We start from the raw sequence: 13,392 nt of genomic DNA on the forward strand, positions 1-13,392 counted from the left end.
TTAGCCTTTTTCGTTCAGCGACGGTTCAAGCTTGGCTATCGATTTTCCCCTGTGACGCGAGTTTCGTAGGGGAGTTCTCCATGAAGAAGACGACGGTGATGGTGGCTGCGGTGCTGGGCGCCTCGGCCATGTTGAGCGGCTGTGGTCACACGCTGGAGCAGCGGGCGGCCACCGGCGCGCTCGGCGGCGCGGCCGTCGGCGCGGTCCTGGGCGGCGGCATCATCCCGGGCGCCGTGGTCGGCGGCATCGGCGGGTTCCTGGTGCACCAGTGCAAGAAGTCGGGCGACTGCTGAGGTCTTCGCCCGACGGCTCTTGAACGTCTGCGGCGTCGGCCCTCGGCCGGCGCCGTTTTCGTTTCTGAGGCTCGCCTTGGGTTCGTTTCCGGCGGCTCAGTGAAACCATCGTTTCAGCGGCACGTTTTCCTATTCCTGTGAAGCCGTTACTGCGGCGAACGAATAGGGATGGTGAACGTGAAACGAGTTGCTACGGCTGTTTCGATTGCGGGGGCGATGGCGTTTCTGGCGGCCTGCGGAACCACGACGGAGCAGCGCGTGGCGACCGGCGCCCTGGGCGGCGCGGGCATCGGCGCGTTGGCCGGCGGCGGCAAGGGCGCCATCATCGGCGGCGCGGCCGGCGCGGTCGGTGGTGCGGTCGTCAGCGACTGCAAGAAGAAGGGCAAGTGCTGACGTGCCAGGGCGGACGCCCCGCGCCTCGGCCGCGGGCGCTCCTCCCGGGGCAGGCGAGTTCGGTCGCCGAGCTCTCGGATTTCCTTCGGAAATCTCGACGCGGGCCGCCGCCCGCCTCTAGTAGCTGAACAGCGCCGCCGGCGTGGCTTCGGACCCTGAGGCCTGGCCGGTCAGCGCCGCTAGGCAGGCGGGATAGAGCTGGTGTTCGGCCTCCAGCACCCGCGCCGCCAGGCTCTCGACGCCGTCGCCCGGCAGGACCGGCACGGCCGCCTGGCCCAGGATCGGGCCCTCGTCCACGCCTTCGCTGACCAGGTGCACGGTGCAGCCGTGGATCTTCACGCCTGCGTCCAGCGCGCGGCGATGGGTGTCCAGGCCCGGGAAGGCCGGCAGCAGCGACGGGTGGACGTTGAGCATCCGCCCGCTCCAGGCGCCGACGAACCAGGGCGTCAGCACCCGCATGTAGCCGGCCAGGGCTACGAACTCGACGCCGCGCTCGACCAGGGCCGCGTGCATGGCGCGTTCGTGCGCCTCGCGGTCCGGACCGAAGGGGCGATGATCCACCACCAGCGGCTCGACGCCGTACTCGGCGGCGACAGCCAGGCCGCCGGCGTCCGCGCGGTTGGAGACGACCACGGCGATCTCGGCCGGGTAGGCGGGATCGCGCGCGGCCTCCAGCAGCGCCTTGAGATTGGAGCCGCGTCCGGAAATCAGGACGCCGACCTTGGTGCGGCTCATGCGGCCTGGAGCTCGCCGCAGACGAAGGCGGTCTCGCCGGCGTTCAGCAGGGCGGCCAGCACCGGCTCGACGTTCTCCGGGGCCACGATCAGCACGAAGCCGACGCCGCAGTTGAAGGTGCGGCGCATCTCGTGCTCGCTGACGCCGCCGGTCGCCTGCAGCCACTGGAACAGCGGCGGCAGCTCCCAGGCCGACCAGTCGAACTTCGGCTCCAGGCCCTCGGCGATGGCGCGGGGCGGGTTCTCGATCAGGCCGCCGCCGGTGATGTGCGCGCCGCCCTTGACCAGGCCGCCTTTCATCAGGGGCAGCAGGCTCTTCACGTAGATGCGGGTCGGCTCCATCAGCGCCTGGGCCAGGGTGCGGTCCTTGGCGAAGGGCGCGTCGGCGCCCCAGCCCAGGCCCGAGCGCTCGACGATCTTGCGGATCAGCGAATAGCCGTTGGAGTGCGGGCCCGAGGAGCCCAGTGCGATCAGCACGTCGCCCGGCTTCTGCTGGTCCAGCACCGGCAGCACGGCGCCGCGGTTGACCGCGCCGACCGAGAAGCCGGCCAGGTCGTAGTCGCCGTCGCCGTACATGCCCGGCATTTCGGCCGTCTCGCCGCCGACCAGCGCGCAGCCGGCCTGGCGGCAGCCCTCGGCGATGCCGGAGACCACGCGCTTGGCCACGTCCACCGTCAGCTTGCCCGTGGCGTAGTAGTCCAGGAACATCAGCGGCTCGGCGCCCTGCGCCAGCAGGTCGTTGACGCACATGGCCACCAGGTCGACGCCGACGGTGTCGTGACGGCCGGTCTCGATGGCGATCTTCAGCTTGGTGCCGACGCCGTCCGTGGTGGTGACCAGCAGCGGATCGTCGTAGCCGGCAGCCTTCAGGTCGAACAGCGCGCCGAAGCCGCCCAGCGAGGGCTCGGCCCCCGGGCGGCGGGTCGACTTGGCCAGCGGCTTGATGGCGTCCACGAGACGCTCGCCCGCATCGATATCGACGCCGGCGTCCGCGTAGGTGAGGCCGTTGGGGCGGTCGGTCATGACGGAAACCTCGAATTGGGGCGTGCACTTGCGCAAGCGCGCGCGACGCGCGGCTATAACGACTTCAGGCACCGTATGACAACCAACCAGGCGGCCGTCGGGCGGCTTTTGGCGTCGCAGTCCGGGGGCGGGGAGCCTCGCGCGGACGCGGTAGCTTGCGGAGACCTGTTGTGATTGGAGGGCGATAGCGGCATTACCGGGGGTAACGTCCGATACGCGCTGCTTTGACGGCCCGATTTTCGCTCAGCCGACAGGTCGGGACTAACGGCGGACGACCCGGATCTTCAAGATTTCAAGGCTTTGCGAGGCCATAAGCACCTCTATGACGCCCATCACGAGTAACGAGGCGCTGGTCGACTTCTGCGCCCGCCTGTCGAAGTCTCCGTTCGTCGCCGTGGACACGGAGTTCATGCGCGAGACCACCTTCTGGCCCAAGCTGTGCCTGATCCAGGCCGCGACGCCGGACGAGGCCGGGGTGATCGACCCGCTGGCCGAAGGCCTGGACCTGAAGCCGTTCCTGGACCTTCTGGCTGATCCGAAGATCGAAAAGGTGTTCCACGCCGCCCGCCAGGACGTGGAGATCTTCTCGAACCTCGGGGTGATTCCCCAACCGATGTTCGACACCCAGGTGGCCGGCATGGCCGCCGGGTTCGGCGACCAGGTCGCGTATGATTCGCTGGTCCGGCAGATGCTGAAGGTCGAGATCGACAAGGCCAGCCGCTTCACCGACTGGAGCCGCCGGCCGCTGTCGCAGGCCCAGCACGACTATGCGCTGGCCGACGTGACCCACCTGGCCAAGCTGTATCCGAAGCTGCGCGCGCGGCTGGAGAACGAGGGCCGCCTGGCCTGGGTGGCCGAGGAGATGAAGGCGCTGATCGATCCGGCGCTTTACGACACCAATCCCGAAAACGCCTGGAAGCGTCTGAAACCCAAGCGTTTTGCGGCCAAGTACCTGGCCGCCTTCAAGGCCGCCGCGGTGTGGCGCGAACGGACCGCCCAGGAGCGCGACCAGCCGCGCGGGCGCATCCTGAAGGACGAGGCGATTGACGAGATCGCGACCCAGCTGCCGCTGGATCCGGACGCCTTCAACCGCCTGCGCGCCGTGCCCAAGGGCTTCGGCAGCTCGCGGCTGGGCACCGACCTGATCATCACCCTCAAGCAGGCCCTGCAGGACCCGGAGGCCAACGCGCCGGAAGTCGAGCGCGAGCCGCGCCGCGACCCGGCCCCGGGCGCCGTGGTCGAGCTCTTGAAGGTGCTGCTGAAGGCCAAGTCCGAGGACGCCGGCGTGGCCCCGAAGCTGATCGCCACCGTCGCCGATCTGGAGCGTATCGCCGTCGACGACAAGGCCGACGTGGACGCACTGAACGGCTGGCGCCGCAAGGTGTTCGGCGAGGACGCCCTGAAGCTGAAGCGCGGCGAGCTGGCCCTGGTGCTGAACGGCGCCAAGGTCGAGGTCGTCGAACTGGAGAGCTGAGCCGGGGCACGTTCGGCGCGAGGGGGGATAGATGGCTTCGAAGCTTTGGGCGGCGTTCGCCGTCGTCTTGGCGCTGGCGGGCGCGCAACCGGCCGCGGCGCAGGCTGAGGCGAAGGCCTGGAGCGGACGCGATTACGTCTGCTTCTGGGACGCTTATTGGGCCTCGCGCCCCGAGAGCGCGCGCCAGGCGTTCCTGAGCGCTGAGGTCGACGACCTGGAGGCGGCGGCGAGCACGCTGTTCAGCGACGGGTCGGGCGTCGCGGCTGCCGCCCGCAGCTGCGCGCGATCCCTGGACGACGTGAACCAGCAGGACGCGGTCCGGGCGATCGGGATCTCCGGCTTGCTCACCTACAGCGAAAACAAGCTGATCGTCGGCCACGGCCTGACGCGCGCTCGGCTCGACACCGCGTTCGCGGCCCTGCCGTCGGCGCTGGTGGACAGGCTCTCGACCCTCGGGTCCCCGCCGACGTCTGACGACGACGCCGCGGCCGAGCGGGGTGTCGACGCCTTCGGCGCGGCCCTGGGGCTGCCGGCCTCTCAGCTCACCGACCCCGCCGTCCGGCAGGACTTCGCCTTCTACGTCCTGGGCCGCGCCTGGCGCACGCGCCTGACGGGCTGATCGGAAGCCGGCCGGTCAGGCCGGCTTCATCACCAATTCGACGCCGAGCGCCGTGGCCAGGGCCTGAGCGCGCTTGGCGGTCTGTTCGCCCAGCAGCATGTCGGCCGAATCGGCCCGGGCGGTCAGGCACAGCCGGCCGTCGCTTTGCAGCGACACGGCGGAGCGGGCCAGCAGGGCGGGGCTGCGGGCGGACAGGTCGCAGCCGAGCCGCAGGGCCAGGCCCAGGGCGCGCGCGCGGTCGACGCGTTCGTCGTAGAGCAGCCGGTTGATCGCATCCTGCTCCGGCGTCGCGCCGGAGCCGCCGTAGCGGGCGAACACGGAGGTCGCCAGGAAGGCGCGCTCCGGGTGGCTCTGGCCGCCCACCGGCGCGCGCAGCACCTGGGTGAAGGCCAGGTCGGCGCGATGATCGGGGTGCAGGCGCGCGCCGATGTCGGCCAGCCGCGCGGCCGATTCGACCACGATGCGGTCGCGCCCGTCGCCGAAAACCGGCTCCAGATCGTCGAACAGCGGATGCAGCCAGGCCGCCAGCGCCTGGCCGAGGCCTTCCGAGGCCCCCTGGCGGGCGCCGATGGCGAAGCAGCCCTCGACCAGCGGATCCAGCCGGCGCACTTCGGGCGGCATGGCCTCGAACAGCATGCCCTCGCGCACGCCGTAGGCGGAGAACACCACCCGCTCGAAGCCCAGCCGGTCGACCAGGGCGTCCAGCACGACGGCGGAATAGGGCAGGGTGTCGAGTCGCTTTTTCGCAATGCCGGGAATGCGTTCCAGCGAGCTCTTCGACTGCTTTGCGATTAGTCGGGCCAGGGCGGAGGCGTCGCGGGCGGGGATTTCGTACTGGTGGACGATCTGCAGCGGATAGTCGGTCATCCGCATGTGGATCAGGGCGAGGTTACGCCAGGCGCCGCCGACCGCGTGGAAGGTGCGGCCCTTGAAGTCGGCGTTGGCGCCCTTCAGGCGCTCGACCGCCGTGCGCCGGACCACGTCGGCGTCGAAGCCCTTCGGCGCGCCGAGCGCGAACGGCCCGAGCGGCAGGGTGATGCCGGCCGAGAGGTCGCCGTGGTCGACCCGCGTCAGTTCCAGGCTGGAGCCGCCCAGGTCGCCGACCACGCCCTCGGCCTCGGCGGAGCCGGCGACCACGCCCAGCGCCGCGTAGCGGGCCTCCTCGGGGCCGCTGAGCACGCGGATGTCCAGGCCGATCTCGCGGCGGACCCGCTCGATGAACTCGGGCCCGTCCTCGGCGTCGCGCACGGCGGCGGTGGCGGCGGTGTGGATTTCTTCCGGGCGCGAGGCGTCGATCACCGCCTTGAAGCGGCGAAGCGCGGCCATGGCGTCGCGAACCCCGTCCGGCGACAGCCGGCCGGTGGCCTCCACACCCCGTCCGAGGCCGGCCAGGACCTTCTCGTTGAAGACGGTCCAGATCGCCCGGCCTTCCAGCCGGTAGATCACCAGGCGGACGGAGTTGGACCCGACGTCGACGACGGCGGCGTCGCGTCCGGGCCGATCAGCGTGCGGCATACTCGATCGCGCCCGGCAGGTCTTTGACGCTACGGCCGCGGCCGGACAGGCTCGGATTGGTCATGAAGTACTCGTGGGCCGAAAACGGCTTGTCGATACCGCCGACATCGAAGCGGCGATAGTGCCCGTCGGGTTCCAGATACCAGCTTTGCGCCTCGTCCTTCAGGTTGGCGACCATGATCTGGTCCAGAACCTGGCGGTGGACGGTGGGGTTTTCGACCGGAACCAGGGCCTCGACGCGGCGGTCGAGGTTGCGCTGCATCCAGTCGGCCGAGGAGATGAACACCCGCGCGTCGTCGCTGGGCAAGGGCTTGCCGTTGGCGAAGCAGACGATGCGGCTGTGCTCCAGGAAGCGGCCGACGATCGACTTCACCCGGATGTTTTCCGACAGGCCCGGCACGCCGGGGCGCAGGCAGCAGATGCCGCGCACCACCAGTTCGATGCGCACGCCGGCCTGGCTGGCGCGGTAGAGGGCGTCGATCACCTCGGGATGGACCAGGGCGTTCAGCTTGGCCCAGATGGCCGCCGGCTTGCCGGCCCGGGCGTTCTTCACCTCCTGCTCGATCAGCTCGATCAGGCGCGCCTTCAGGCCCAGCGGCGAGACGACCAGCTTCTCCATCGTCTCGGGCCGGGCGTAGCCGGTGATGTAGTTGAACACCCGCACCGAATCCCGGCCCATCGCCGGGTCGGTCGTGAACAGCGACAGGTCGGTGTAAATCTTGGCCGTCACCGGATGGTAGTTGCCGGTGCCGAAGTGGCAGTAGGTGCGCAGGGCCTCGCCCTCGCGGCGCACCACCACCGACAGCTTGGCGTGGGTCTTGTACTCCACGAAGCCGAACACGACGTGGACGCCCGCTCGCTCCATGGCGCGGGCCCAGCGCAGGTTGGCCTCCTCGTCGAAGCGCGCCTTGATCTCGACCAGGGCGGTGACGTTCTTGCCGTTCTCGGCCGCCTCGATCAGGGCCGCCACGATCGGGCTGTCCTTCGAGGTGCGGTAGAGCGTCTGCTTGATGGCGATGACGTTCGGGTCGCGGGCGGCCTGGCGCAGGAACTGGACCACCACGTCGAAGCTCTCGAACGGGTGGTGGACCAGGATGTCCTTCTCGCGCACCGCCGCGAAGCAGTCGCCGCCGTGGTCGCGGATGCGCTCGGGGAAGCGCGGCTCGAACTGCGAAAACTTCAGGTCCGGCCGGTCGGCCGGGATCAGCTGGTTGACGTGGGCCAGCCCGATCACGCCGTCGATCTGGATGACGTCCTGCGCGCCGGCGTGCAGGTGCTCGACGATGAACTCGCGCAGGTCCGCGGCCATGGCCGCCTCGATCTCGACGCGCACCACCGAGCCGAGGCGGCGCTGCTTCAGCAGGGCCTCGAACTCGCGCACCAGGTCTTCGGCCTCTTCTTCCAGCTCGATGTCGCTGTCGCGGATGACCCGGAACACGCCCTTGGCCTCGACCACGCAGCCGGGGAAGAGGTGATCGATGAACAGCACCAGCAGGTTTTCGAGCGAGACGTAGCGCCGGTGCGCCTTGCCGACCTTCTTGGCCCCGTTGGGGAGCTCCCAGAACCGGTGCACCTGCTGGGGCACGGGCACCAGGGCGTAAAGCGGCTTGCCGTCCTTGCGGCGCAGCTTCAACGCCAGCGAGAAGCCGAGGTTCGGAATGAACGGGAAGGGGTGGGCCGGGTCGATCGCCAGCGGCGTCAGCACCGGGAACAGCTGGTTGAGGAATTCCGGCTCCAGCTTGGCCAGCTCGGACTTGGTGACCTTGTCCGGATGGACAACCTCCAGGCCCTCCTTGCCCAAGAGGTCGCGCAGCAGCCGCCACTGGCGCTGCTGGCGGGCCATCAGGGCGCCGGCCGCGTCATTGACCTTGTCGAGGATCTCGCCGGGCGTCAGGCCGTCCTGGCTGACCACCCGCACCCGCTCGCGCACCTGGCCCTTCAGGCCGGCGACGCGGACCATGTAGAATTCGTCGAGGTTGTTGGCCGAGATCGACAGGAAGCGCAGCCGCTCCAGCAGCGGGTGGCGCGGGTTCTCGGCCTCCTCGATGACGCGCTGGTTGAAGGCCAGCCACGACAGTTCGCGGTTGAAGAAGCGCTCCGGCGACGCCATCAGCGCCTCGTCCAGCCGGGACTTGGGCGCGTGGGAGGAAGGAACCTCGGCGTCGGCGATCGCAACGTCGGTCATCGGCAGGCCTTGGAATACGAAGTGCGCGAGTGTGCGCGCCGCCTTCCTATCAGGGCAAGTCGCTCAAACGTGTGTCAGTCGAAAAGATCGGGCTCGGCGTCGAGGATTTCGCGCGCCAGCGCCCGGGTGACCGGGCGAAGCTCCGGCCCGGCCGCTTCTTCCAGCTGGGCCACGACCTCTCGCGCCTTCGGCACGGCCCGCTCGATGCGGCGCACCAGATAGGCCAGCAGGTCTTCGGAGGGGCGGATGCTGCTCTGCTCGAAGAAGCGCAGCAGCACGCCGCGCAGGACGACGTCGTCCGGACCGCCAAGCTCGACGACGCGCAGCGCGTTCAGCCGCGAGCGCAGGTCGGGCAGGGCGCTGTCCCAGGCGGCCGGCGCGCGGCGCGAGGTCAGCAGCAGGCCGCCGCCGGGCAGGGCCGCCAGGTTGATCAGGTGGAACAGGGTCTCGTCGTCGAGCCCCTCGGCGTCGTCGACCAGCACCGGCCGGCCTTCCAGCCCCGCCAGGTCGACCTCGCCGGCGTCCTCGGGGGACAGCACGGCCGCGCCGGTCCGCTCGGCCCAGTCGCGGGCCAGGTGGGTCTTGCCCGCGCCCTCAGGCCCGACCAGGGCGAGGGCGCCGCCCAGCCAGTCGGGCCAGGCGTCGAGCGCGCGCACGGCCGCCTCGTTGGTCGGCGAGACCACGAAGTCTTCGCGCCGGAAGGAGACCGGCCGCTGGAGCTTCAGACTGAGTTGGACGCCGTCGTTCACGCGCCGTCTTTACCAAGTCGCACGCCGCGCGGCGACGCAGGCGCGGGCGCCGGATGCGCGATGCGCGTGGATATCTGGCGTTCAGCTGTGGAGAGCCGGAACAGCGAGCTTCGCCTTGAAGTTGCCCGTCCTCTCCCGCGAACCTTGACAAGGTAGGCCCTGCATGCGCCCTTCCGCGCTTCCTTTTTTGTTCGCTCCCCCGACGATCATGCACGCCTATCGCTCGCACACCTGTGGCGCGCTGCGCCTTGAACACGCCGGCCAGACCGTTCGTCTGTCGGGTTGGATCCACCGCAAGCGCGACCACGGCGGTCTGCTGTTCGTGGACCTTCGCGACCACTACGGCCTGACCCAGCTGGTGCTGCACCCCGGCACGCCGGGCTTCGACGTGGTCGACAAGCTGCGCGCCGAGAGCGTGATCCGCATCGACGGCGAAGTGGTCGCCCGCACGGCCGAGACCGTGAACGCCAACCTGCCGACCGGTCAGATCGAGGTTCGCGCGAAGTCGGCGGAGATTCTGGGTGAGGCCCAGGAACTGCCGCTGCCGGTGTTCGGCGAGCCGGACTACCCGGAAGACCTGCGCCTGAAGTACCGCTTCCTGGACCTGCGCCGGGAAACCCTGCACCGGAACATCATCCTGCGCTCGGCCGTGATCTCCTCGATCCGCCGCCGGATGACCGACCAGGGCTTCATGGAATTCCAGACGCCGATCCTGACGGCGTCCTCGCCGGAAGGCGCGCGCGACTTCCTGGTGCCCTCGCGCCTGCACCCGGGCAAGTTCTACGCCCTGCCGCAGGCCCCGCAGCAGTTCAAGCAGCTGCTGATGGTGTCGGGCTTCGACCGCTACTTCCAGATCGCGCCGTGCTTCCGCGACGAAGACGCCCGCGCCGACCGTTCGCCGGGCGAGTTCTACCAGCTCGACGTCGAGATGAGCTTCGTCACCCAGGAAGACGTGTTCGCCGCCATCGAGCCCGTCATGTACGGCGTGTTCGAAGAGTTCGCGGCCGGTCGCCCGGTGACGAACTACCCGTTCCCGCGCATCGCCTACCGCGACGCCATTCAGCAGTTCGGCTCCGACAAGCCGGACCTGCGCAACCCGATCCGCATGCAGGACGTGTCCGAGCACTTCCGCGGCGGCGGCTTCGGCGTGTTCGCCTCGATCCTGGACGCCTCGCCCAAGCACCGCGTGTGGGCGATCCCGGCCCCGACCGGCGGCAACCGCGCCTTCTGCGACCGCATGAACAGCTGGGCGCAGGGCGAGGGCCAGAAGGGCCTCGGCTACATCTTCTGGCGCGAGGGCGAGGAAGGCGGCGCCGGTCCGATCGCCAAGAACATCGGCCCGGAACGCACCACCGCGATTCGCGAGCAGCTGGGCCTGAACGTCGGCGACGCCGTGTTCTTCGCCGCCGGCGACCCGGACCAGTTCCACAAGTTCGCCGGCTCGGCCCGCACCAAGGTCGGTATCGACCTGGGCCTGACCAAGGAAGGCAGCTTCGAGTTCTGCTGGGTGGTCGACTACCCGATGTTCGAGTGGAACGAGGACGAGAAGCGCGTCGACTTCTCGCACAACCCGTTCTCCATGCCGCAGGGCGAGCTCGAAGCGCTGGAGTCGAAGGACCCGCTGGACGTGCTGGCCTACCAGTACGACATCGTCTGCAACGGCGTGGAGCTGTGCTCGGGCGCGATCCGGAACCACCGTCCGGAAATCATGCTCAAGGCCTTCGGCATCGCCGGCTACGGCCCGGAAGTGGTCGAGGAGAAGTTCGGCGGCATGCTGAACGCCTTCCGCTACGGCGCGCCGCCGCACGGCGGTCTGGCTCCGGGCATCGACCGCATCGTCATGCTGCTGGCCGGCGCCGAGAACATCCGCGAAGTCATCGCCTTCCCGCTGAACCAGCAGGGCATGGACCTGATGATGAACGCCCCGTCGGAAGTGACGGAAAGGCAGCTCAAGGAGCTGCACATCCGCATCGTGCCGCCGGTGAAGGTGTAAGCCGGCGCCAGCCGTCGGATAAGCAAAAGCCCCGCTCTTTCGAGCGGGGCTTTTTTGTTTATGCGTCCGATCAGTCGCGCGGCGGAACGGGCGGCGTCGGCGGGGCCGGCGCTTTCGGGGCCCTGGGCGCCTCGCGGCGGATCAGCATGACCTTGCTGCACTCGTGCGCCACCAGGCCCTTGGGCAGGAGGGTGGTGCGGTCGGAGCAGGCGTCGTCGATCTGGTCCTGGGTCAGGCCGCGGGCGTCCGACAGGTCGGTCCAGCGCAGGTCCGCGCCATCCAGCGAGGCGCCGCGGAAGTCCGCACCGCCGAACGAGGCCTTGCGGAACCGCGCGCCTTCCAGCGAGGCGCCGCGGAAGGAGGCGCGCTCGAACACCCCGGCGGTCAGGTCGGCGTTGTTCATCTCCGCGCCCGAGAAGTCGGCGCGGCTGGCGTCGGCCTTGGTGAACTGGGCGTGGATCAGTTCGCTGCTGGAGAAGTTGGCGTGGTTCAGGTTGGCGCGCACGAAGTTGGCGGCGACCAGTTCGGCCCCGGTCAGGCGCGCGCCCGACAGGTCGGCGTTGTTGAACACCACGGCCGGCGCTTCCACGCCGTCTAGCTTGGCGCCGGTCAGGTTGGCGCCGGTGAACACCGTGCCGACCATTTCCGAGCCGGTCAGGTTGGCCCGCGAGAAGTCGGCGTCGGAGAAGTTGACCCCCATCAGGGTCGCGCCGCGCAGGTCGGCGCCGACCAGGGTGGCGCCTTCGAAGTCGGCGCCGGTGAAGGTCGCGCCGGCCAGCTTGCGCCCCGACAGTTCGCACTTCGCGCAGGAGCCGCCGAACGACACCATGCGGGCGACGTCGCGATCGCCGGAATCGGCGTGGGCCTGGGCCGTCCCCGCGAGCGAAAGCGCGAGCGCGGCGGAGGCCAGGCGGGCCGAAAGTTTCAAGCTGGAACCAAGCAGAACCATGGGAACAGACATGGTCTCTCGGTTCCCGGCACGCCACTTAATTCGTGGTAATGCGCCTTTCAGCGGCACGCCGAAATCCGAAGGCCCGCCGGGAGGCGCGTGCTCTCGTCGCCGCAAGCTGCGACCAACTGCGCGCTCGTCAGTCCGCGCGCGCCGCTGAGGTCGGCGCCGGAGAAGTTGGTCCCCGACAGCTTCGCGCCGGCGAAGCTCGACCGGTTCAGGTACGCGCCCACGAAGGAGGCGTTGGTCAGGTCGGCGTTGGAGAAGTCCCCCCCGGTGAGCACCGCCCCGTAGGCGTCGATGTCGCGCAGGTCGGCGCCGGCCAGACGCGCGCCGACGATGGTCGCGAGACTGAAATCGGCCTGGCGCAGGCGCGCGCCGACGAAGTTCGGGGCCCGCAGCTCGAGCCCGCCCAGGTCCGCCTGGAACAGGTTGCACTTGGGACAGGCCGCGCCGGTGCGCGCGCGCTCGATCTGAGCCGCGTTCTGGGCCAGGGCCGGGCCGGCGGCCAGCATGAGGGCGGCGGCGAGCAGCAGCGGTTTCATGGGCGGTGTCGCTCCGGGACGTTCACCGCGCGCCAAGCAGGATTGGGGCCAGCATTCCTCCCCCGAGCGAAGCGGTGGGGGAGGATCAGCCCGCCAGGTCCTCGCGCGCCGCCGGGGTGGCGCCGCAGCTGTCGCAGACCAGGTCCGGTCCCTTGCGCACCACAGCCAGGTCGCCGCACGACGAGCAGACGTCGGCCTGGGCGGCCTCTTCTGCGGCGCGGGTGCGAGACTTGGCCCCGAACGGGACCACGACCAGGTTGTCGGGGGCGGCGCCGCGGGCGAAGCCCTTGGAGATGAACTTGGAGGCGGGCAGGGGCGCGTCCTCTTCCTCCTCGGCGTCGACCCGGTGACCGAAGCCGTCGGCGCCGGTCTCGGGCTCGGCGTTGGCCAGGTCCGAGCGGTCCAGGTAGGACACCGCCAGCTCGCGGAAGATGTAGTCGAGGATCGAGGTCGCCGAGCGGATCGAGTCGTTGCCGGTCACGCGGCCGGCCGGCTCGAAGCGAGTGAAGACGAAGGCGTCGACGAACTCGTCCAGCGGCACGCCGTACTGCAGGCCGATCGACACCGCGATGGCGAAGTTGTTCATCAGCGAGCGGAAGGCGGCGCCTTCCTTGTGCATGTCGATGAAGATCTCGCCGACTTCGCCGTCGTCGTATTCGCCGGTGTGCAGGTAGACCTTGTGGCCGCCGACCGAGGCCTTCTGGATGTAGCCCTTGCGACGGTCCGGGAGCTTGCGGCGCTCGCGGGCGCGCTCGACCACCCGTTCCACCACGCGCTCGACCGTGCGGGTCGGCTGCGGGGCCGGGGCGGGCTGGGCGGCGGCCGGACGGGCCGTCTCCGGCGGGGTCAGGTCGAACAGCTGGCGGCTGGGCGGCGTGGAGCGCTTCAGGCGCACGGCGCGCAGGCCGGCGGTGGCGGCG

Annotated in this window: 12 protein-coding genes and 1 pseudogene; 5 read left to right on the forward strand and 8 right to left on the reverse strand. The window is 69.9% G+C overall.

The annotated features are described in order from the left end of the window. Positions 1 to 80: 80 nt before the first annotated feature. Together G3573_RS00955 and G3573_RS22385 are read left to right on the forward strand one after the other, a co-directional pair. Positions 81 to 293: a hypothetical protein gene (locus tag G3573_RS00955; protein WP_163258971.1), complete on the forward strand. Its 213-nt coding sequence runs from the start codon at positions 81 to 83 to the stop codon at positions 291 to 293. Between the two features lie 258 nt (positions 294 to 551). Continuing rightward, on the forward strand, positions 552 to 686 hold the full coding sequence (locus G3573_RS22385) for a glycine zipper domain-containing protein (RefSeq protein WP_276208653.1): 135 nt from the start codon (positions 552 to 554) through the stop codon (positions 684 to 686). 117 nt (positions 687 to 803) lie between these two features. Here the strand turns inward: G3573_RS22385 and purN are convergent, their stop codons facing one another. Further along, entirely contained in the window at positions 804 to 1,421 is a 618-nt protein-coding gene (gene purN / locus G3573_RS00960) for a phosphoribosylglycinamide formyltransferase (RefSeq protein WP_163258972.1), read from the reverse strand. Then, the gene (gene purM, locus G3573_RS00965) at positions 1,418 to 2,443 is read right to left on the reverse strand and encodes a phosphoribosylformylglycinamidine cyclo-ligase (protein ID WP_163258973.1); all 1,026 of its coding nucleotides are present in this window, start codon (positions 2,441 to 2,443) and stop codon (positions 1,418 to 1,420) included. The genes purN and purM overlap by 4 nt, the downstream gene beginning before the upstream one ends. A gap of 322 nt (positions 2,444 to 2,765) precedes the next feature. Here purM and rnd point away from each other — a divergent pair, with 322 nt between their 5' ends. Both rnd and G3573_RS00975 read left to right on the forward strand, forming a co-directional pair. Next, complete coding sequence (gene rnd, locus G3573_RS00970; protein ID WP_163258974.1) at positions 2,766 to 3,917, forward strand: ribonuclease D; 1,152 nt, start codon at positions 2,766 to 2,768, stop codon at positions 3,915 to 3,917. Positions 3,918 to 3,948: 31 nt separating this feature from the next. Beyond that, the gene (locus G3573_RS00975) at positions 3,949 to 4,536 is read left to right on the forward strand and encodes a hypothetical protein (RefSeq protein WP_163258975.1); all 588 of its coding nucleotides are present in this window, start codon (positions 3,949 to 3,951) and stop codon (positions 4,534 to 4,536) included. A 15-nt stretch (positions 4,537 to 4,551) separates the two neighbouring features. Here G3573_RS00975 and G3573_RS00980 read toward each other — a convergent pair whose 3' ends face one another. From G3573_RS00980 to G3573_RS00990, 3 genes are all read right to left on the reverse strand, one after another. After that, positions 4,552 to 6,051, reverse strand: a complete 1,500-nt coding sequence (locus G3573_RS00980; protein ID WP_163258976.1) for a Ppx/GppA phosphatase family protein — start codon at positions 6,049 to 6,051, stop codon at positions 4,552 to 4,554. Beyond that, positions 6,038 to 8,236 carry an RNA degradosome polyphosphate kinase gene (locus tag G3573_RS00985; protein ID WP_163258977.1) on the reverse strand — a complete coding sequence of 733 codons (2,199 nt, stop codon included), beginning with the start codon at positions 8,234 to 8,236 and terminating at the stop codon, positions 6,038 to 6,040. The genes G3573_RS00980 and G3573_RS00985 overlap by 14 nt, the downstream gene beginning before the upstream one ends. Before the next feature lie 74 nt (positions 8,237 to 8,310). Further along, positions 8,311 to 8,985 (reverse strand): chromosomal replication initiator DnaA, encoded by a 675-nt coding sequence (locus tag G3573_RS00990; protein WP_163258978.1) that lies wholly within the window; start codon positions 8,983 to 8,985, stop codon positions 8,311 to 8,313. Between the two features lie 208 nt (positions 8,986 to 9,193). Between G3573_RS00990 and aspS the strand changes: the two genes are divergently transcribed. Then, entirely contained in the window at positions 9,194 to 10,978 is a 1,785-nt protein-coding gene (aspS, locus tag G3573_RS00995) for an aspartate--tRNA ligase (protein WP_163258979.1), read from the forward strand. 70 nt (positions 10,979 to 11,048) lie between these two features. Here aspS and G3573_RS01000 read toward each other — a convergent pair whose 3' ends face one another. The 3 genes and pseudogenes from G3573_RS01000 to G3573_RS01010 all read right to left on the reverse strand — a co-directional run. After that, complete coding sequence (locus G3573_RS01000; RefSeq protein ID WP_240454443.1) at positions 11,049 to 11,939, reverse strand: pentapeptide repeat-containing protein; 891 nt, start codon at positions 11,937 to 11,939, stop codon at positions 11,049 to 11,051. Positions 11,940 to 11,986: 47 nt separating this feature from the next. Continuing rightward, positions 11,987 to 12,472, reverse strand: coding sequence for a pentapeptide repeat-containing protein (locus tag G3573_RS01005; RefSeq protein WP_163258980.1), 486 nt, complete (start codon positions 12,470 to 12,472; stop codon positions 11,987 to 11,989). A gap of 85 nt (positions 12,473 to 12,557) precedes the next feature. Next, positions 12,558 to 13,392: pseudogene (locus tag G3573_RS01010) on the reverse strand (ribonucleotide reductase); the annotation flags it as partial.

Source organism: Caulobacter sp. 17J65-9, assembly GCF_010975005.1.
Classification (GTDB): domain Bacteria; phylum Pseudomonadota; class Alphaproteobacteria; order Caulobacterales; family Caulobacteraceae; genus 17J80-11.